At 72.7% G+C, this 17,674-nt stretch carries 15 protein-coding genes; 6 read left to right on the top strand and 9 right to left on the bottom strand.

Features of this window, described 5'->3' with window-relative positions; all coding sequences use genetic code 11:
• The first annotated feature begins 35 nt into the window (after window positions 1-35).
• Complete coding sequence (locus tag ABZ318_RS24715) at window positions 36-2,396, top strand: excinuclease ABC subunit UvrA (RefSeq protein ID WP_356904652.1); 2,361 nt, start codon at window positions 36-38, stop codon at window positions 2,394-2,396.
• An 86-nt stretch (window positions 2,397-2,482) separates the two neighbouring features.
• Window positions 2,483-3,196, top strand: coding sequence for a GNAT family N-acetyltransferase (locus ABZ318_RS24710; RefSeq protein WP_356904651.1), 714 nt, complete (start codon window positions 2,483-2,485; stop codon window positions 3,194-3,196).
• A 43-nt stretch (window positions 3,197-3,239) separates the two neighbouring features.
• On the opposite strand, the gene ABZ318_RS24705 is transcribed toward ABZ318_RS24710, so the two are convergent.
• The 6 genes from ABZ318_RS24705 to ABZ318_RS24680 form a co-directional block, all read right to left on the bottom strand.
• On the bottom strand, window positions 3,240-4,691 hold the full coding sequence (locus ABZ318_RS24705; RefSeq protein WP_356904650.1) for an MFS transporter: 1,452 nt from the start codon (window positions 4,689-4,691) through the stop codon (window positions 3,240-3,242).
• 210 nt (window positions 4,692-4,901) lie between these two features.
• Complete coding sequence (locus tag ABZ318_RS24700; protein WP_356904649.1) at window positions 4,902-5,729, bottom strand: tyrosinase family protein; 828 nt, start codon at window positions 5,727-5,729, stop codon at window positions 4,902-4,904.
• Window positions 5,730-5,751: 22 nt separating this feature from the next.
• Window positions 5,752-6,144 (bottom strand): tyrosinase cofactor, encoded by a 393-nt coding sequence (locus tag ABZ318_RS24695; protein WP_356904648.1) that lies wholly within the window; start codon window positions 6,142-6,144, stop codon window positions 5,752-5,754.
• A gap of 294 nt (window positions 6,145-6,438) precedes the next feature.
• Window positions 6,439-7,188, bottom strand: coding sequence for a succinate dehydrogenase/fumarate reductase iron-sulfur subunit (locus tag ABZ318_RS24690; RefSeq protein ID WP_356904647.1), 750 nt, complete (start codon window positions 7,186-7,188; stop codon window positions 6,439-6,441).
• Window positions 7,185-9,161 (bottom strand): fumarate reductase/succinate dehydrogenase flavoprotein subunit, encoded by a 1,977-nt coding sequence (locus ABZ318_RS24685; protein WP_356904646.1) that lies wholly within the window; start codon window positions 9,159-9,161, stop codon window positions 7,185-7,187. The genes ABZ318_RS24690 and ABZ318_RS24685 overlap by 4 nt, the downstream gene beginning before the upstream one ends.
• Before the next feature lies 1 nt (window position 9,162).
• On the bottom strand, window positions 9,163-9,789 hold the full coding sequence (locus tag ABZ318_RS24680) for a succinate dehydrogenase (RefSeq protein WP_356904665.1): 627 nt from the start codon (window positions 9,787-9,789) through the stop codon (window positions 9,163-9,165).
• 201 nt (window positions 9,790-9,990) lie between these two features.
• On the opposite strand from ABZ318_RS24680, the gene ABZ318_RS24675 reads away from it, so the two are divergent.
• Entirely contained in the window at window positions 9,991-10,869 is an 879-nt protein-coding gene (locus ABZ318_RS24675; RefSeq protein WP_356904645.1) for a LysR substrate-binding domain-containing protein, read from the top strand.
• A gap of 70 nt (window positions 10,870-10,939) precedes the next feature.
• Here ABZ318_RS24675 and ABZ318_RS24670 read toward each other — a convergent pair whose 3' ends face one another.
• Complete coding sequence (locus ABZ318_RS24670) at window positions 10,940-13,105, bottom strand: EAL domain-containing protein (RefSeq protein WP_356904644.1); 2,166 nt, start codon at window positions 13,103-13,105, stop codon at window positions 10,940-10,942.
• On the bottom strand, window positions 13,102-13,914 hold the full coding sequence (locus ABZ318_RS24665; RefSeq protein WP_356904643.1) for an SAM-dependent methyltransferase: 813 nt from the start codon (window positions 13,912-13,914) through the stop codon (window positions 13,102-13,104). Before ABZ318_RS24665 ends, ABZ318_RS24670 begins: the two co-directional genes overlap by 4 nt.
• 543 nt (window positions 13,915-14,457) lie before the next feature.
• On the opposite strand from ABZ318_RS24665, the gene ABZ318_RS24660 reads away from it, so the two are divergent.
• The 3 genes from ABZ318_RS24660 to ABZ318_RS24650 all read left to right on the top strand — a co-directional run bounded on the left by ABZ318_RS24660 (window position 14,458) and on the right by ABZ318_RS24650 (window position 16,706).
• Window positions 14,458-15,171 carry a hypothetical protein gene (locus tag ABZ318_RS24660; protein WP_356904642.1) on the top strand — a complete coding sequence of 238 codons (714 nt, stop codon included), beginning with the start codon at window positions 14,458-14,460 and terminating at the stop codon, window positions 15,169-15,171.
• Between the two features lie 49 nt (window positions 15,172-15,220).
• Window positions 15,221-15,985, top strand: a complete 765-nt coding sequence (locus ABZ318_RS24655; protein WP_356904641.1) for a hypothetical protein — start codon at window positions 15,221-15,223, stop codon at window positions 15,983-15,985.
• A gap of 163 nt (window positions 15,986-16,148) precedes the next feature.
• Window positions 16,149-16,706: a hypothetical protein gene (locus ABZ318_RS24650; RefSeq protein WP_356904640.1), complete on the top strand. Its 558-nt coding sequence runs from the start codon at window positions 16,149-16,151 to the stop codon at window positions 16,704-16,706.
• Window positions 16,707-16,833: 127 nt separating this feature from the next.
• Here ABZ318_RS24650 and ABZ318_RS24645 read toward each other — a convergent pair whose 3' ends face one another.
• The gene (locus ABZ318_RS24645; RefSeq protein WP_356904639.1) at window positions 16,834-17,361 is read right to left on the bottom strand and encodes a hypothetical protein; all 528 of its coding nucleotides are present in this window, start codon (window positions 17,359-17,361) and stop codon (window positions 16,834-16,836) included.
• Window positions 17,362-17,674 lie beyond the last annotated feature (313 nt).

Here is a 17,674-nt window from a genome sequence, read left to right as displayed (position 1 = left end):
CTCCAGTCCCGACCAGGACAGAAGTGAACCCACGCATGCAGGACCCCTCCCACGATCCCTACGTCCGCGTCCGGGGCGCCCGCGAGCACAACCTCGACGGGGTCGACGTCGACATCCCGCGCGACGCGCTCGTCGTGTTCACCGGGGTCTCCGGCTCCGGCAAGTCGTCGCTTGCCTTCGGGACGATCTACGCCGAGGCGCAGCGCCGCTACTTCGAGTCGGTGGCCCCGTACGCGCGGCGGCTGATCCACCAGGTGGGGGCACCCGCGGTCGGCGAGATCACCGGGCTGCCGCCGGCGGTCTCCCTGGAGCAGCGCCGGTCCTCGCCGAACGCCCGGTCCTCCGTCGGTACGGTGACCACCCTCTCCAACTCCCTGCGGATGCTGTTCTCCCGGGCCGGCCGCTATCCGGAGGGGGCCGAGCGGCTCGACTCCGACGCCTTCTCCCCCAACACGGCGGCGGGCGCGTGCCCTTCGTGTCACGGTCTCGGGCTGGTCCACGACACCAGCGAGGAGCTCCTCGTCCCCGACCCCGGCCTGTCGATCCGCCAGGGGGCGATCGCCGCCTGGCCGGGCGCCTGGCAGGGGAAGAACCTGCGGGACGTGCTCGACGCCCTCGGCCACGACGTCGACCGGCCGTGGCGGGAGCTCGACGCGAAGGACCGGGAGTGGATCCTCTTCACGGACGAGCAGCCGGTCGTCACCGTGCACCCGGTGCGGGAGGCGGACCGGATCCAACGCCCGTACCAGGGAACGTACACGAGCGCGCGCCGCTACGTCCTGCGCACCTTCTCCGACTCGAAGAGCCCGTCCCTGCGGGCGAAGGCGGAGCGGTTCCTCACCAGCGCGCCCTGTCCGACGTGCGGCGGCGGCCGGCTGCGGCCCGAGGCGCTCGCGGTCACCTTCGCCGGCCGGAACGTCGCCGAGCTCGCCGCGCTGCCGCTCACGGCCCTGTCCGGCCTCCTGTCGACGGCGGCGGCGACGGAGGGCGCCTCGGAGACCGCGCGCGTCCTCACTGAGGACCTCGTCGCCCGGATCGGCACGGTCACCGAACTCGGCCTCGGCTACCTCAGCCTGGACCGCGCCACTCCCACCCTGTCCAACGGCGAGCTCCAGCGGCTGCGGCTCGCCACGCAGCTGCGCTCGGGCCTCTTCGGCGTGGTGTACGTCCTCGACGAACCCTCCGCCGGGCTGCACCCGGCCGACACCGAGGCCCTGCTCGTGGTCCTCGACCGGCTCAAGGCCGCCGGGAACTCGGTCTTCGTCGTCGAGCACCACCTCGACGTCGTACGCCACGCCGACTGGCTCGTGGACGTCGGCCCGCGCGCCGGAGTGCACGGCGGGCGGGTGCTGCACAGCGGTCCGCCGGAGGAACTGGCCGGCGTCGAGGCGTCCGCGACGCGGCGGTTCCTCTTCGACCGGACTGCCGCGCCCGCGCGGACGGTACGGGAACCGGCGGGCTGGCTGCGCCCGGGGCCGGTCACCCGGCACAACCTGCGGGCGGTGGACGCCGCCTTCCCGGTCGGCGTCCTCACCGCGGTCACCGGCGTCTCGGGCTCCGGAAAGTCCACCCTCGTCGACGCGCTGACCGAGGAAGTGGAGGGCGTGGGCCGCCTGGTGTCGGTGGACCAGCGTCCGATCGGCCGCACCCCGCGCTCCAACCTCGCCACGTACACGGGACTGTTCGACGTCGTGCGCAAGCTCTTCACGGAGACCGAGGAGGCGAAGGCACGCGGCTACAAGGCGGGCCGCTTCTCCTTCAACGTGCCCGGCGGCCGCTGCGAGACCTGCCAGGGCGAGGGCTTCGTCTCGGTGGAGCTCCTCTTCCTGCCCAGTACGTACGCGCCCTGCCCCGACTGCCGGGGCGCCCGCTACAACCCCGAGACCCTCCAGGTGCGGCTGCGCGGCCTCACCGTCGCGGAGGTCCTCGACCTGACCGTCGAGTCCGCCGCCGCCTTCTTCGACGACATCCCGGCCGCCGCCCGCAGCCTGCGGACCCTCCTCGACGTGGGCCTCGGCTACCTGCGGCTCGGGCAGCCGGCCACCGAGCTCTCCGGTGGCGAGGCGCAGCGCATCAAGCTCGCCTCCGAGCTCCAGCGGCCGCACCGCTCCCCCACCCTGTACGTGCTCGACGAGCCGACGACCGGTCTGCACCCGGCGGACGTCGAGGTCCTGATGCGCCAGCTGCACGGCCTCGTGGACGCCGGGCACTCGGTGATCGTGGTCGAGCACGACATGGACGTCGTCGCCACCGCGGACTGGGTCGTCGACCTCGGCCCGGGCGGCGGCGACCAGGGCGGGCGGATCGTGGCCGCGGGTCCCCCGGACCGGGTGGCACGGGCGGCGGACAGCCGCACCGCGCCGTACCTGGCCCGGGCCCTCTCCGGACGGCCCTGAGGAGTCCCCTCGCGCGGGCCGGGCCCGTGGACGTCGTCTGTCGGCCCCTGTGGAACAGTGACGGTCCCGAGGAAAGGCGGCACACGATGACGAACGGCGGGTACGACGACGCCCCGGTGCTCGACAACCCGGTGGGCGAGTCGCTGCGCGGCCACCACGCGGACCTGGGGCGCCGGCGCGGCCGCGCCGCCACCTATCTGCCGGAGGTCGCGACCTTCTCGGCGGTACCCGCCGACGCGGACCCGGCGGACTGGGCCGACCTCGCCCTGCTCCTCGGCCGGAACGCCTTCGCCGACATGTTCAGCTGCACGGCGATCCCACCGCCGGACTGGGAGCCGGTCTTCGTCCTCGAAGGCCGGCAGATGGTCTGGCCCGCCGGTGCCGGTCCCGGGGCGGCCCGTGCCGCGGCCGGCACCGAAGTGGTCGAACTCGGCGCGGCCGACGTGCCCGAGATGCTCGACCTGACCGCGCGCACGCAGCCGGGACCGTTCCGGCCGCGCACCCGCGAACTCGGCACCTACCTCGGGATCCGCGCGGGCGGCAGGCTGGTGGCCATGGCGGGCGAGAGGCTCCGGCCCCCGGGCTGGACCGAGCTCAGCGCGGTCTGCACGGACCCCGAGGCACGCGGGCAGGGGCACGCCGCCCGCCTCCTGGGCGCGCTCGTCGCCCGCGTCCTGGAGCGGCACGAGCGTCCCTTCCTGCACGTGGCCGAGAAGAACACGGCGGCGATCGCGCTCTACGAACGGCTCGGCTTCACCAGCCGGAAGCACGTGACCTTCCGCGGCTTCCGCACCCCGTGACGGCGCCAGTACGCACGGGGTCGTGCGTACCGGCGCGCGGGGGTCAGCGACGGGCGGCGCGGCGGCCCGCCACCACGTCGGCGACGGCCGCGGCGAGGGCGGCCCCGACGAAGGCGATCGAGACGAGGAGGCCGTGGTCGTAGGCGGTGGCCCAGCCGTCCTGGGCTACCTGGTCGAAGAAGACCGAGCCGACCGCGGCGATGCCGACCGCCGAGCCGACCCGCTGGCCGGTCTGCAGGGTGCCTCCGGCGCTGCCCGCGCGGCGCACCGGCACCTCGGAGAGGGTGAGGGTCTGGTTCGGGGAGATCACCAGGCCGCTGCCGAGCCCCGCCAGGAGCAGCGGGGCGAGCATCGCCCAGCCCGCGCCCCGGCCGGGCACCTGGTGCACCGCGAAGGCCGTCCCGGCGAGGCCGACCGCCACCATCACCAGGCCGAGGACCACGAGCGGCCGGCCGAGGCGGTCCACGAACCGGCCGCCGATCCCGGCCGCGACCGCCGACCCCAGGGCGAAGGGGGTGAGGGCGAGCCCGGCCTGGAGCGCGGTGTAGTGCAGTCCGCTCTGCAGGTAGAGCGTGCTGACGAAGAAGATCGAGGTGAAGCCCGCGAAGTAGAGCAGGATCAGCAGCGAGCCGAGCCAGTAGGACCGGACGCGGAAGAGCTCCAGGTCGATGAGGGGCTCGCTGCCCGACCGCGCGCAGCGGCGCTCCCATCCCACGAAGGCCGCGAGCAGGGCGGCGGCGACGAGGACGAGCAGGTACTTCCCGTTCCCGGACCACTGCTGGGACTGGACGAAGGGCAGCAGCAGGGCGAGGACGGCGGCGCCGAGGAGCACCACGCCGACCGGGTCGAGGCGGCCGAGCCGCACCGGCTTGGCGTCCGGCGTGTCGGGCAGCAGCCGCCGGGCGAGGAACAGGCACACGATCCCGATCGGGAGGTTGACGTAGAAGACCCAGCGCCAGCCCTCCTCGGCTCCCGCCACCTGGATCAGCAGGCCGCCGAGCAGGGGGCCGACGGCGGTGGAGATGCCGACGACGGTGCCGAACATCCCGAAGGCCCTGCCGCGCTCGGACCCCTGGAACATCTGCTGGATGAGCGCGGAGATCTGCGGTGAGACGAGGCCTCCGGCCACTCCCTGCACCAGCCGCGAGATCACCAGCCAGAGGCTCGTCTGCGCCGCTCCGCAGGAGGCCGAGGCGAGCGTGAAGAGCGCGAGGCCGACGATGAAGACGCTGCGCCGGCCGCGCGCGTCGCCGAGCCGGCCGCCCGGGATGAGGGAGAGGCCGAAGGCGAGCGCGTACCCGGAGAGCACCCACTGGAGGTCCGACTCCGGGGTGTCGAGCCCGGAGCGGATGGAGGGCAGCGCGACGTTCACGATCGACACGTCGAGGAGGGTCATGAAGCCCGCCACGAGGCAGACGCCGAGCGCCTTCCACCGGTTGGGGCCCGGTTCCTCCTGCTGCCGGCGCGGGGCCTGCGTCGACTCTTGCCGGGTCAAGCGTCCTCCTCGTTCCCTCGGGTACGGCCCGGTGGACGGCGCGCGACACGGACCGTGTGCGCCTCCCGGCCTGCGAAGGCCCGGGTACCCGGCGCGCACGTTCCCGATTCCTCCTTTTCACCTAGATCATCCGTTGATGTCGGCAAATGCCTCGCTCCCCGCCCCGGGACACCGCGGGGGCGGCCCGGGGCGGGGAAGGTCCGGAGCCCGTCAGGCCGCCGTGTCGAAGGTGTAGTGGGGCGTGTGGTCCAGCATGTCCGCGGGGGTCACGTCGTTCCACGGGCGCATGGTGTCGTGGAGGTCCACGACGTTCCGGGTGCCCGCGGCCGGCAGGTACGCCGAGCGGGGGTGGCGGGCCTGCCAGTCGGCCCACAGCTTGTCGACGAAGGCGTGGTGCAGCCAGAAGACGGGGTCGTTGGGGGAGACGCCGGTGGCCATCTGGCCGCCGACCCAGACGTGGACGCGGTTGTGGAGGTTCACCCCGCGCCAGCCCTCCAGGTGGTTGCGGAAGCCGTCGGAGGCGCTGTTCCAGGGGGCGGTGTCGTAGGTCTCCATGGCGAGGACGGAGTCCACCTCGGCACGGGTGGGGAGCTGCCGGCCGCCCGCGCCGAGGTCGCGCCGGAGGTAGTCGCGTCCGTCGACGCGGACGTTGATCGGCCAGCGGCCGCCGGTCCGGGCGAAGGGGCCGTCCGTGACCTGGCCGTCGCGGGCGCGGCCGGTGCCGCCGAGGAAGTCGGGCGCCCACAGCGAGGAGCGGGAGGTGCGGTCGGCGGTCCAGTCCCAGTAGGGCAGGGTGACGGTCGCGTCGACGGACCTGAGGGCCTCCTCGAACTCCATGAGGAAACGCCGGTGCCAGGGCAGGAAGGACGGCGAGCGGTGGCCGACGCGGTCGCCGTCGTCGGTGTCGCTCATGATGAAGGCGTTGTGCGTGGTGACGAAGGTGTCGTACCGCCCGGAGCGCTTGAGCTCCAGGAGGGCGGCGACGAAGCGCCGCTTCTCGTCGGCGGTGAGGGTGGCCTGGTTCTTGCGTACGGTCATGGTGGTGCCGCTCCTGGATCGGTCAGCCGAGGGTGAGGGGTACGAGCGGGGCGCCCTGGAGCTCCCGGACGGCCGCGCGGGCCAGCGCCCTGGGCGTGGCGGCGGGCTCGTAGTGGTGGATCACGCTGATCCAGGTGCCGTCGGCGTTCCGCATGACGTGCAGTTCCCGACCGTCGATGGTGACGGAGTAGCCGCCTCCGTGGTGTCCCCCGTGGTGGCCGCCGCCGTGCGCGGGCCCGCCCTGGATGCGGCGGCCCTGGTAGACCTCGTCGAAGGAGGCCGGGTCGGAGTCGGCCGCCGGGGCGGTCGCGCGGGGAGCCGAGGCCGCGGCCGGGCCCGTCCGGGCGAGGACCGTGACGGCGCCCGCGGCGCCTGCCGCGACGCCGAGGGCCCGGCGGCGGGTGATGCTGGACATGAGAAACCCCCAAGTGGTCTGTACGACCGGGGGTTTGGTCATATGCCCCCGGCAGGACCCATCAGTACCCGGGGGTGTCGGCGCGGCGGAAATCGCCGGCCGACGGTTGGCCGCGAAGTGGTCAACCTGCCGCGAAAGGTGCAGTTTTGAACGGATGTGATCTTGCTGTTCCGGGGCACGGGAGCACCCCGGAACGAAGATCTTGCGGAGAAGATGATCATTCCGTGAACGATCTTTCGCGCCGGGGCGCCGCGTGTGGCGGAGCCCACGCCCTCGGATTGTCCGGATCCGGCCTCAGCCGCGGCCGGCCTTCCGCCGCGCCCGCAGCCACTCCCGGTTCATCGCGGAGATCGACGGGAGCGGGATGCCCTTCGGGCAGGCCGTCGCGCACTCGCCCGTCAGGGTGCAGCCGCCGAAGCCCTCCGCGTCCATCTGGGCCACCATGTCGAGGACCCGGGTCTCGCGCTCCGGGGAGCCCTGGGGCAGGACGTTCAGGTGGTTGATCTTGGCGGAGGTGAAGAGCATCGCCGAGCCGTTCGGGCAGGCCGCCACGCACGCGCCGCAGCCGATGCACTCGGCGTGCTCGAAGGCGGAGTCCGCGTCGGCCTTCGGGACCGGTGTGGCATGGGCTTCGGGGGCCGAGCCCGTCGGGGCCGTGATGTAGCCGCCGGCCTGGATGACGCGGTCGAAGGCGGAGCGGTCGACGACGAGGTCCTTGACGACGGGGAAGGCGGAGGCGCGCCAGGGTTCGACGTCGATGGTGTCGCCGTCGCGGAAGGAGCGCATGTGGAGCTGGCAGGTCGTGGTGCGCTCCGGCCCGTGCGCGTCGCCGTTGATGACGAGGCTGCACGCGCCGCAGATGCCCTCGCGGCAGTCGTGGTCGAAGGCCACGGGTTCCTCGCCGCGCAGGATGAGGTCCTCGTTGAGCGTGTCGAGCATCTCCAGGAAGGACATGTCGGGTGAGATGCCGTCCACCGCGTAGGTGACCATGGCCCCCTCGGTGTCGCCGTTCTTCTGGCGCCAGACGCGCAGGTCGATCCTCATGCGTAGCTCCGCTGGGTGGGGTGGACGTACTCGAAGGTGAGGTCCTCCTTGTGGAGGACGGGGGCGGCCCCGGCGCCGTGCTCCCCCGAAGGACGGCCCCCGGACCCCCGGAATTCCCAGGCCGCGACGTAGGAGAACTCCTCGTCGCGGCGGGCGGCCTCGCCGTCCGGGGTCTGGGACTCCTCGCGGAAGTGGCCGCCGCAGGACTCGGCGCGGTGGAGCGCGTCGAGGCACATGAGCTCGGCGAGTTCCAGGTAGTCGACGATCCGGTTGGCCTTCTCCAGGGACTGGTTGAACTCCTCGCCGGTGCCGGGGACCTTGATGCGGCGCCAGAACTCCTCCCGGATCTCGGGGATGCGGCGCAGGGCCCTGGTCAGGCCCTCCTCGGTGCGGGCCATGCCGCAGTACTCCCACATGAGTTCGCCGAGTTCGCGGTGGAAGGAGTCGGGGGTGCGGTCGCCGTCGACGGAGAGGAGGAGGTTCAGGCGGTCCTCGGTCTCGGCGAGGACGTCCCGTACGGCCGGGTGGTCGTCGGTGACGGGCTCGCTCGACGGGTGGCGGGCGAGGTAGTCGTTGATGGTGGCGGGGAGGACGAAGTAGCCGTCGGCGAGGCCCTGCATGAGGGCGGAGGCGCCGAGCCTGTTGGCCCCGTGGTCGGAGAAGTTGGCCTCGCCGATGGCGAAGAGGCCGGGGATCGTGGTCTGGAGGTCGTAGTCGACCCAGAGTCCGCCCATCGTGTAGTGCACGGCGGGGTAGATCCGCATGGGGACCTCGTACGGGTTCTCGGCGGTGATCCGCTCGTACATCTCGAAGAGGTTGCCGTACTTCTCCTCGACGGCCTTGCGGCCCATCCGCCGGATCGCGTCGGCGAAGTCCAGGTAGACCCCCTGCCCGCCGGGGCCGACGCCCCGCCCCTCGTCGCAGACGTTCTTGGCGGCGCGGGAGGCGATGTCGCGGGGGACGAGGTTGCCGAAGGAGGGGTAGAGGCGCTCCAGGTAGTAGTCGCGCTCGTCCTCGGGGATGTCGGCGGCCGGGCGGGTGTCGCCCTGCGCCTTGGGCACCCAGATGCGGCCGTCGTTGCGCAGCGACTCGCTCATCAGGGTCAGCTTGGACTGGTGGTCGCCGGTGCGCGGGATGCAGGTGGGGTGGATCTGGGTGAAGCAGGGGTTGGCGAAGTACGCGCCGCGCCGGTGCGCCCGCCAGACGGCGGTGGCGTTGGAGTTCATGGCGTTCGTCGACAGGTAGAAGACGTTGCCGTAGCCGCCGCTTGCGAGGACGACCGCGTCGGCGTAGTGGGTGGAGATGCGTCCGGTGATCAGGTCGCGGGCGACGATGCCGCGGGCCCGCCCGTCGACGACGATCAGGTCGAGCATCTCCGTACGGGCGTGCATCTCGACGTTCCCGGCGGCGATCTGCCGGGACAGCGCCTGGTAGGCGCCGAGGAGGAGCTGCTGCCCGGTCTGCCCGCGGGCGTAGAAGGTGCGGGAGACCTGGACGCCGCCGAAGGAGCGGGTGTCGAGGAGTCCGCCGTACTCGCGGGCGAAGGGGACGCCCTGGGCGACGCACTGGTCGATGATCTCGACGGAGATCTGGGCGAGGCGGTGGACGTTGGACTCGCGGGCCCGGAAGTCGCCGCCCTTGACGGTGTCGTAGAAGAGGCGGTGGATGGAGTCGCCGTCGTTGCGGTAGTTCTTGGCGGCGTTGATGCCGCCCTGGGCGGCGATGGAGTGGGCGCGGCGCGGGGAGTCCTGGAAGCAGAACTGGACGACCTGGTAGCCCTGCTCGGCGAGGGTGGCGCCGGCGGAGCCGCCGGCGAGGCCGGTGCCGACGACGATGATCCGGTGCTTGCGGCGGTTGGCGGGGTTGACCAGCTTCGCCTCGAAGCGGCGGGTGTCCCAGCGGTCGGCGACGGGCCCGGCGGGAGCCTTGGTGTCGGCGATCGGCTCGCCGGTGGTGTAGTCGGAAAAGCTCATGTCAGCTCACCACTCCGGTCATGACGGCGACGGGGACGGAGACGAAGCCCGCGGTCAGGACGAGCGCGAGGGTGTTGGCGAGGGCCTTGAGGAGGCGGTCGCGGCGGGCGTTGCCGACGCCCAGGGTCTGGGCGGCGCTCCAGAAGCCGTGGCGGACGTGGAGGCCGAGGGCGAGCATGGCGACGATGTAGACGACGTCGCCGTACCAGGTGGAGAAGGTGTCGACGACGTTCTGGTAGGGCCTGCCCTCCTCGAAGCCGCCGGGGTGGGCGGTGCCGGTGGTCAGGTCCAGGAGGTGCCAGACGACGAAGAGGGCGAGGATGATCCCGCCCCAGCGCATGGTGCGGGTGGCGTAGGAGGCGCGCCTGCGGCGGTGGACGTACGCGGTGGGGCGGGCCTTCAGGTCGCGCCGGCTGAGCTGGTACGCGGAGACGGCGTGGGCGACGACGGCGGCGAGGAGCACGATCCGGACGATCCACAGGGCCCAGTGGTGGTGCAGGACCGGGGCGCCCATGACGCGCAGCCAGTGGCCGTAGGCGTTGAACTCCTCGGGGCCGAAGAAGACCTTGAGGTTGCCGGCGACGTGGGCGACGAGGTAGCCGAGCATGATCAGCCCGCTGACGGCCATGACCGTCTTCTTGCCGAGGGTCGACGACCAGAAGCCACGGGACGGGGTCGGTGCGGGGGACGGCGGGCGGGCAGCCGTCCGCCCCCTCGTGGGTGCCAGAGCCATGTCCTCGACGCTAGGGCCGAAGGGCCCGAGAGGTCCAAGACATGGTTCGGCTCATCTCGATAGGCTGTACCTATCCATGTCCTCTACGCTGGACCCATGCAGTTCCAGCAGCTCCTCTACTTCGTCGCCGTGGCCGAGACCCGTCACTTCACCCGGGCCGCCGAACGCGTCCACGTCTCGCAGCCCTCGCTCTCCCAGCAGATCAAGGCCCTGGAGCAGGAGCTGGGCGCGGAACTCTTCAGCCGCGCCCGGGGGAACATCACCCTCACCGACGCGGGCGAGGCCCTGCTGCCGCTCGCGCGGCGGATCCTCGCCGACACGGAGACGGCCCGCATCGAGGTGCAGGAGCTGGCCCAGCTCAAGCGGGGCCGGGTGCGGCTCGGCGCGACGCCGAGCCTGTGCACGGGGCTCCTCCCGGACGTGCTGCGGGCCTTCCACGGCCTGCACCCGGGGATCGAGCTGCTCATCGAGGAGGGCGGCTCGCACGACCTCGTACGGGAGCTGGCGCGCGGGGCACTCGATCTGGCCCTCGTGGTGCTGCCGCTGCCCTCTCCCTCGCCCTCCCTGACGACGGTCGAGCTGCTGACGGAGGACCTCGTCGTGGTCTCCGCCGCCTCGGAGCCGCCGCCGCGGCGGCCCGTGCGGATCAAGGACCTGCGGGACCAGCCGCTCGTGATGTTCCGGCACGGCTACGACCTGCGGGAGCTGACCGTGGCGGCCTGCCGGGCGGAGGGCTTCGAGCCCACGTTCACCGTCGAGGGCGGGGAGCTGGACGCCGTACTCGGTTTCGTACGGGCGGGGCTCGGGCTCGCGGTCGTGCCGGCGATGGTCGCGGCGCGCGCGGGGCGGGACCTTCGGGTGACGGCCCTCGCCCGGCCGGGCCTGCGCCGCACCATCGCACTGGCGCACCGCAGCGATGTGGCGCCGCCGCGCGCGGCGCGGGAGCTCCAGAAGCTGCTGCTGCGGCGCGCTTGAGCCCGCCCGGCGCCGTGGCGGGGCGGGGCACCGCCCCGCCAGGGCGCGGGCCGACACGGGGCGGGGGCGGTCAGACCGCGTCCGCCAGGAGGAGGGAGTGGATGCGGTCCGGGGCGCCGGGGCGGGCGTAGTACCAGCCCTGGGCCGTGTCGCAGCCGAGGTCGCGGAGCTGGCGGGCCTGCGCTCCGGTCTCCACGCCCTCGACGGTGACGGCGAGCTCCAGGCTGTGGGCGAGCGAGACGATCCCCTCGACGATCTTGAGGTCGACCGGGTCCACCGGATGCTGCTGCATCCCCCGGGTGAAGGAGCGGTCGAGCTTCAGGACGCTCACCGGCAGCCGCCGCAGATTGGCGAGGTTCGAGTAGCCGGTGCCGAAGTCGTCGAGCGCGATGTCCACGCCCATCTCGGCGAGCTGCCGCAGCGGCTTCAGCAGGCCCTCGTCGGCGCCGATGAGGGCGGACTCGGTGACCTCCAGGCAGAGCGCGCCCGGTTCGAGGCCGGAGCGCTCCAGGACGTCGACGGTGTCGGCGACCAGGCGCGGGTGGTGGAGCTGTGTCGGGGAGAGGTTGACGTTGATGCGCAGCGGGCCGCCGTCGGAGTGCCGGGCCCGCCAGAAGCGGGCCTGGCGCACGGCTTCCTGGAGCACCCAGCGGCCGAGCGGCACGATGAGGCCGGTGTCCTCGGCGAGCGGGATGAACTGGTCGGGGCCGAGCACCCCGTGCTGCGGGTGGCACCACCGGACGAGGGCCTCCGCGCCGTGGACGCTGCCGTCGTCGAGGTGGACGAGCGGCTGGTACTCGATGAAGAACTCGCCGCGTTCCAGGGCGGTCGGCAGGGCGGTGGTGAGCCCGTGCCGGGTGATGGCGCGGGCGTCGGCCTCCGGGTCGGCGACCTCGAAGCGGTTGCCGCCCGCCGACTTGGCCCGGTACATGGTGATGTCGGCGCTGCGGAGCACTTCGGCCGGGGTCCGTTCCCCCGCGGGGCCCTCGACGACGCCGAGGCTGCCGCGGACGGTGAGTTCGCGGCCCTCGATGCGGAGGGGGGTGGCGAGGGCGGCGAGGATGCGGTCGGCGAGTTCGGTGACGTCCCGCCGGCCGTCGGCGCCGGTGGTGAGGGCGACGAACTCGTCGCCGCCGAGCCGGGCGACCATCTCGCCGGCGCCGGTGACGCAGCTCTGCAGCCGGTCGGCGACCTCGACGAGCAGCCGGTCGCCGGTGGAGTGGCCGAGGCTGTCGTTGATGACCTTGAAGCCGTCGAGGTCGAGGTAGCAGAGGCCGAAGCGGGCGTTCTCGCCGGGGGCGAGCGCCTTCTCCAGGCGTTCGAAGAACAGGGTCCGGTTGGGCAGTCCGGTGAGCGCGTCGTGGGTGGCCTCGTACCGGAGGCGCAGATGGAGCAGGCGCCGTTCGGTGGTGTCCTCCATGAGGGCCAGCTGGTACTGGGGGCGGCCTTCGGCGTCCCGGAGGAGCGAGACGGTGAGGTTGGTCCAGAGAACCGTTCCGTCACCCCGGTAGTACGGCTTCTCGACGCGGTAGTGCTCGCGCTCGCCGCGGACCAGTTCCTCGTACAGCTTCCAGACGTGCGGCCCGTCCTCCGGGTGGACCCACTCGCTGACGTTCCGGCTGCGCACCTGGCCCTCCATCCCGCCGAACATGCGGGTGAGGGTCTCGTTGACCTCCAGGACGTTGCCGTCGAGGTCGGCGATGCCGATGCCGATGGCCGCCCCGTCGAAGACCGCGCGGAAGCGGCTCTCGGTGGCGTGCAGGGCGATCTCGGCGGCGCTGCGGGCGGCGAGCGCGGAGCGGGCGATGGCCTCCTGCTCGGTGAGGGTCCGCTCGCGCAGGGCACCCGCGTAGCCGGCGGCCATGGCGTGCTGGAGCCGGGCGCAGCGGGCGCGGAGTTCCTCGGCGGGAAGGTCCGACTCCGTACCGCAGTAGAGCACCAGGTACGAGTCGACGACGCCGAGGCTGCGGCCGAGCGCGTCCGGGTCGGTGCAGTGGGCGGCGACGAGGGCCGCGCCGGTGCGCTGGGCCGGTGCCGTGTCGAAGGGCCGGGCGTGCAGGGCGTCGCACAGGGTGCGGGCCAGCGGCAGCAGGTGTCCCTCGAACTCGGCGCGGGTCAGCGAGGTGGCGGTCAGCGGGAAGATCGCCCGGCTCCAGATGGTGACGAACCGCCTGAGTCTGTCCTCCGGGCCGTCGGCTTCGGCGACGGCGTCGGACGGCTGCGACGGGGCCTTCACGCCTTGCGCCCCACCCCTGCGAACCCGGAGAAGGCGTACGGATCCTCCTCCTCGGCCGGGCTGTCCGGCCGCCAGAGCGGCATGGGGACGAGCCCGGGCTCGATCAGTTCGGTGCCTTCGAAGAAGCGGGTGATCTCTCCGCCCGACCGCATCACCAGGGGGTTGCGGATGTCGCGGTAGACCTCGACGGTGCCGCCCGCCTGTTCCTCGGGGAGCGGAATGCCCTCGTACGAGGCGTGGGTGAGGACGACGAGGCTGCCGGGGGCGAGGGCGTCGATCAGTTCGGCGACCGCCTCGTAGGGCTTGTCCTCGTCCTCCAGGAAGTGCAGGACGGCGACGAGGAGCAGGGCCACGGGCCGGTCCAGGTCGAGGAGTCGGGTCACCTCGGGGCTGTGGAGGATGTCGGCGGGCTTGCGCAGGTCGGCGGCGACGACGGCCGCGCTGTCGTCGTCCTCCAGGACGGCGCGGCTGTGGGCCACGGCGACGGGGTCGTGGTCGACGTAGACGACCCGGGCGGCGGGGTCGGCGGCGCGGGCGACCTCGTGCACGTTGCCGAAGGTGGGTATGCCGGAACCGATGTCGAGGAACTGGGTGACGTCGTTGTCAACGGCGTGACGGACGGCGCGCCGCATGAAGGCACGGTTCGCCTGCATGATCTTGGGCAGGCCCGGCATGAACTCCATGGCCTTGCGCGCCGCTTCCCGGTCCACTTCGAAATTGTGCGAGCCGCCCAGATAGAAGTCGTACATACGGGACACGCTCGGTACCGAAATGTCGATACCGGGCGGGGCCCAGGCGGGACGCTCCATCAATGTCTCCAACAAGTCGCCGTGGGGGATACGGCCATGTGTTCGCGGCCGGTGTTCGAGGTGAGGCTACTGATCGCCCGCCGGGAGGGCGAGTAGAAACGGAAATTCGCGGTCCGTTCTTGGTCACAGGCCATTGGCACGTGCTCTCCGAGCGCAGGTTTCACGCCTTCAGGCCGTGCACCTTCACGTGCATATGATCGTGCGTCGGTTCCCGGAAGGCCGCCGACCGCGCCCGGTGGGGCCCCAGGCCCCTTCCGTACCTCGGCTGTTGCCGTTCTCGGGGCCCGGTCGCCGGTGCAGGATGCCCTGTTGGCCGGCCCGTCCGACAGGGCGACAACCGGACAGTTCTCCGCCGGGAGGCCTGAAGGGGCCGTGTCGGCCACCCGTCCGCAATCATCACGACCGCCGATACCGGGCATTGCGCCGGATCCGTCGCCGACACCCGGCGAAACGTCAAGCCCTCACATCCGGAGATCCCCTCCATCTGGCGAATCCCGCGCGATTCCGCCCCGGCGCGCCCCGCGTGTGATCAAGCTCGACGGCGTGTCTCTGTACGGATCACTCCTCGCACGGCCGCTGGCGGCCCTCGGTCTCGTGTGGCTGCTCACCACACCGGTACCCGCCTCCGCCGACGCCTGTGCCTACGCCTCGACCGACTCGGGCGGTTCGCAGATCGCGGTGGCGGTCGCCGGTGGCGGCCACCACGACGTCGACGACCGGGGAAACGGCGGCGGAAAGGGCCACGGGAAGGGCGAAGGCCACGAGCACCACGGCAACGGCAAGGGCAAGGGGCACGGGCATCACCACCACCCGACGCCCTGCGACCCCGAGCCGCCCCCGCCGTGCCCGTCGCCCACGCCCGAGCCGACGCCTCCGCCCTCCCCGACGCCGACGCCCTCCCCGCCCCCGAAACCGACGCCGAAACCCGAGCCGCCTCCGCCGCCCGCGCCGAAGCCGGTTCCGCCCCGGCCGGTGCCGAAACCGCCGGCCACCAAGCCGGCGCCACGCCCGGAGCCGCCGTCCCCCGCGCCTGCGACCACCAGGCCGCCGGAGCCCGCGGCCGCGCCTCCGCCGTCCCCGACCCCGCCGCCCACCGTGCGGCCCCGACCGCCGTCCCCCTCCCCCGTGGCACTGCCCCACTACCGCCCGGCGACGCACACCAAGCAGAAGGGCGGCACCTCCGTCGTCACCGCGACGCTGATGATCACCGCCCCGGCCGTCCTCGCGACGGCGATCCTGCGCCCCCGGTCCAGATGACCCGCCGTCCCCTTCACCCGTCGCCCCTCTGAATCCCGCCGGAGGAACCATGTCCGAATGGCTTGTTCTCTCTCTCGCGATGGCCGCAGCCTGCGCCGTCGTGCTCACCATCGTCGTCATCAACAACCGCCGGATCCCTGAGGACGACGACCCCAGCGAGACCCCGGACGTCATCGAGTACATGACGATGATGATCGGCGTGATCTACGCGATCGTCCTCGGTCTGGCCATCGCCGGCGTCTGGGAGGCCCGGGGAGCCGCTCAGGAGACCGTGCGGCAGGAGGCCCAGGCGATGCACGAGATCTCGGCGCGCGCCGAGGTTTATCCGCAGGAGGTCCGTTCCCGGATCCGCGCCGACGTCGACGCGTACGTCTCGTACGTGGTCCACGACGAGTGGACGTACATGGCCGACAACGGCGAGCTCAGCGACGAGGGCACCGCGCTCCTGGAGAAGGTGCGGCGCAGCGTCACCGACTACCGGCCGGCCGACGACTTCGAGGGACAGGCGTACCAGCCTCTGGTGGACCAGGTGACCCTCGCCGACGACGCCCGGAACGCACGCGGGCAGAGCGCCGGCGAGACGATGCCGGGGGTGGTCTGGTTCGGTCTGATCATCGGGGCCCTGGTGACGGTCGGCCTGATCTTCACGCTGCAGATCCGCAGGACCGGCCGGGAGCTGCTGCTCGCCGGGCTCTTCAGCGTGCTGATCGCCTTCCTGCTGTTCCTCATCTGGGACTTCGACGCGCCGTTCGGCCGGGGCATCTCGGCCACCGCCGCGCCCTTCACCGATCTGTTCCCGCAGATCAGCCCCTGAGGCACCCCCCGCGAATGGGCCACACGGGGGACATCGGTGCCCCATTCGCACCTCTGGGATCGCGGCTGTGGTACTGCGCTCCTAGCGTTTCGGGCATCGAGGTGCACGGCCCTTCGCGGGAACCCCCTTCCGCGACTGCCCCTCGGGACCCGGAGGATTCACCATGCGCGCGATACGTGCCGCGACCACTGCCCTGTTGGGAGCGGCCGCCCTCGCCCTGGCCGCTCCCGCCGCCCTCGCGGCGGACGGGGCGCCCGCCACCGACCCACGGGTGGCCAGGGCCAAGGCACCGGGCGATTTCGTCGTGTCGCCCTCGATCGTCGCCCCGGGCGGACGGCTGACGCTGAGCGCCCCCGGCTGTGCCAGTACGGCGACGGCCACGGCCGGCATCTTCGACACCGCGACCATCGCACCGGGGGCGACGGTGACCGCCACCGTGGACGCCGACGCCAAGCGCGGCGCCGTGTACACGGTGCTGTTCAACTGCACGGGCGGTGTGCAGGACACCGTCGCCCTGACGATCAGCGGCGCCCCCACCGCCACCCCGACCATCAGCGCCACCATCCTCGCGCCCCCGCGCGGGGTGCGGGGCGGTCTCGGCGGCTCGATGGCCCCCAGCACCACCGAACTGGCGGCCGGCGGCGCGCTGGTGCTGGCCGCGGCCTGCGGCACCGCCTATGTGGTCCGCCGCCGTCGCTCCGGCGCCGCCCGCCGTCACTGACCCGTCGTCACCGACCCTTCGTCACCGGCCGGATCCGCACGGCCGGGAGGATCTGCCGATCGCCCCCGGGTCCCGGCAGGGACTCGGGGGCGACGGGCACGGCGGGCCGACCGGGAGGTTCGGCCGGTCAGACTCCCGCGCCGGTCAGGCGTCGGCGGCGGGCGACGAAGAGCCCTCCGCCGAGCGCGGCCGCGGCGACGAGGCTGCCGCCGACGGCCATCTCGGTGGAGCTGGGGGCCAGCGAGCCGCCGAGGCCGCCGGCCGCGCCCTGGCCGGCGATGACCCGGAACGGCTGGGTGAGCGTACGGCCGCCGCACTGGACGGCCAGGTTGTACTGGCCGGGCGTGGCGTTGTTGAAGATGCGGGCGGTGGCGGTGGACACCCCGTTGACCGCGGGGCCGAGCGTGACCGTCGCGAAGGCGTTGGACGTGACCGTGCCGCCGGCGCAGCCGCGGACGGTGATCGTGAGGATCCCGCCCTGGTGGACCGCGAAGGGGGACACGGTGACGCCGTTGGAGTTGTCTCCGCCCCGCTCGACCTGGAGAGGGCTGACGGTGACGCTGCTGGGCCCGTTGGTGGCGGTGGCGAGGGGGGCCGCGAGCCCGACCGCCGCGAGCGCGGTGGCGGCCACCGCCAGAGTGCGTGCAGCACGCATGGTTGAACCTCCAGTGGAAGACGCCCCAAAGCGGTGCTCCGGGAGTTTCGACGAGTACGCCTTCCATGACGAACCATCACAAACCTGTGCAAGCCATGCATGTCGGCACTGGGCCACCCCGGTGAGGCGACACGCCGGGCGCGGGACCCGCCGAGCCGACGGCCGGCAGGGCGGTCCTGACCGACTTCGGCATCGCCAGCCTCCTCCGGGTCAGGCTCCGGTCGAGCAGTGCGTGCATGCGGGGCACGGGGAGAGAGGGGTTGGCCGCCGCGCCCTCCGCGGTGCGCGAGTCGGCGAGGAGGGCATCCACGGC

Source organism: Streptomyces sp. NPDC006197, from assembly GCF_040613865.1.
Classification (GTDB): domain Bacteria; phylum Actinomycetota; class Actinomycetes; order Streptomycetales; family Streptomycetaceae; genus Streptomyces.
Note: the sequence above shows the minus strand (reverse complement) of the source record. Positions and strands in the feature narration are given on the sequence as shown.

Bases quoted from the DNA above. Each gene is read 5' to 3' on its own strand.
- ABZ318_RS24715 (WP_356904652.1), top strand. From the start codon at position 36: ATGCAGGACCCCTCCCACGATCCCTACGTCCGCGTCCGGGGCGCCCGC.
- ABZ318_RS24710 (WP_356904651.1), top strand. From the start codon at position 2,483: ATGACGAACGGCGGGTACGACGACGCCCCGGTGCTCGACAACCCGGTG.
- ABZ318_RS24700 (WP_356904649.1), bottom strand. From the start codon at position 5,729: ATGACCGTACGCAAGAACCAGGCCACCCTCACCGCCGACGAGAAGCGG.
- ABZ318_RS24695 (WP_356904648.1), bottom strand. From the start codon at position 6,144: ATGTCCAGCATCACCCGCCGCCGGGCCCTCGGCGTCGCGGCAGGCGCC.
- ABZ318_RS24690 (WP_356904647.1), bottom strand. From the start codon at position 7,188: ATGAGGATCGACCTGCGCGTCTGGCGCCAGAAGAACGGCGACACCGAG.
- ABZ318_RS24685 (WP_356904646.1), bottom strand. From the start codon at position 9,161: ATGAGCTTTTCCGACTACACCACCGGCGAGCCGATCGCCGACACCAAG.
- ABZ318_RS24680 (WP_356904665.1), bottom strand. From the start codon at position 9,789: ATGGCCGTCAGCGGGCTGATCATGCTCGGCTACCTCGTCGCCCACGTC.
- ABZ318_RS24675 (WP_356904645.1), top strand. From the start codon at position 9,991: ATGCAGTTCCAGCAGCTCCTCTACTTCGTCGCCGTGGCCGAGACCCGT.
- ABZ318_RS24665 (WP_356904643.1), bottom strand. From the start codon at position 13,914: ATGGAGCGTCCCGCCTGGGCCCCGCCCGGTATCGACATTTCGGTACCG.
- ABZ318_RS24655 (WP_356904641.1), top strand. From the start codon at position 15,221: ATGTCCGAATGGCTTGTTCTCTCTCTCGCGATGGCCGCAGCCTGCGCC.
- ABZ318_RS24650 (WP_356904640.1), top strand. From the start codon at position 16,149: ATGCGCGCGATACGTGCCGCGACCACTGCCCTGTTGGGAGCGGCCGCC.
- ABZ318_RS24645 (WP_356904639.1), bottom strand. From the start codon at position 17,361: ATGCGTGCTGCACGCACTCTGGCGGTGGCCGCCACCGCGCTCGCGGCG.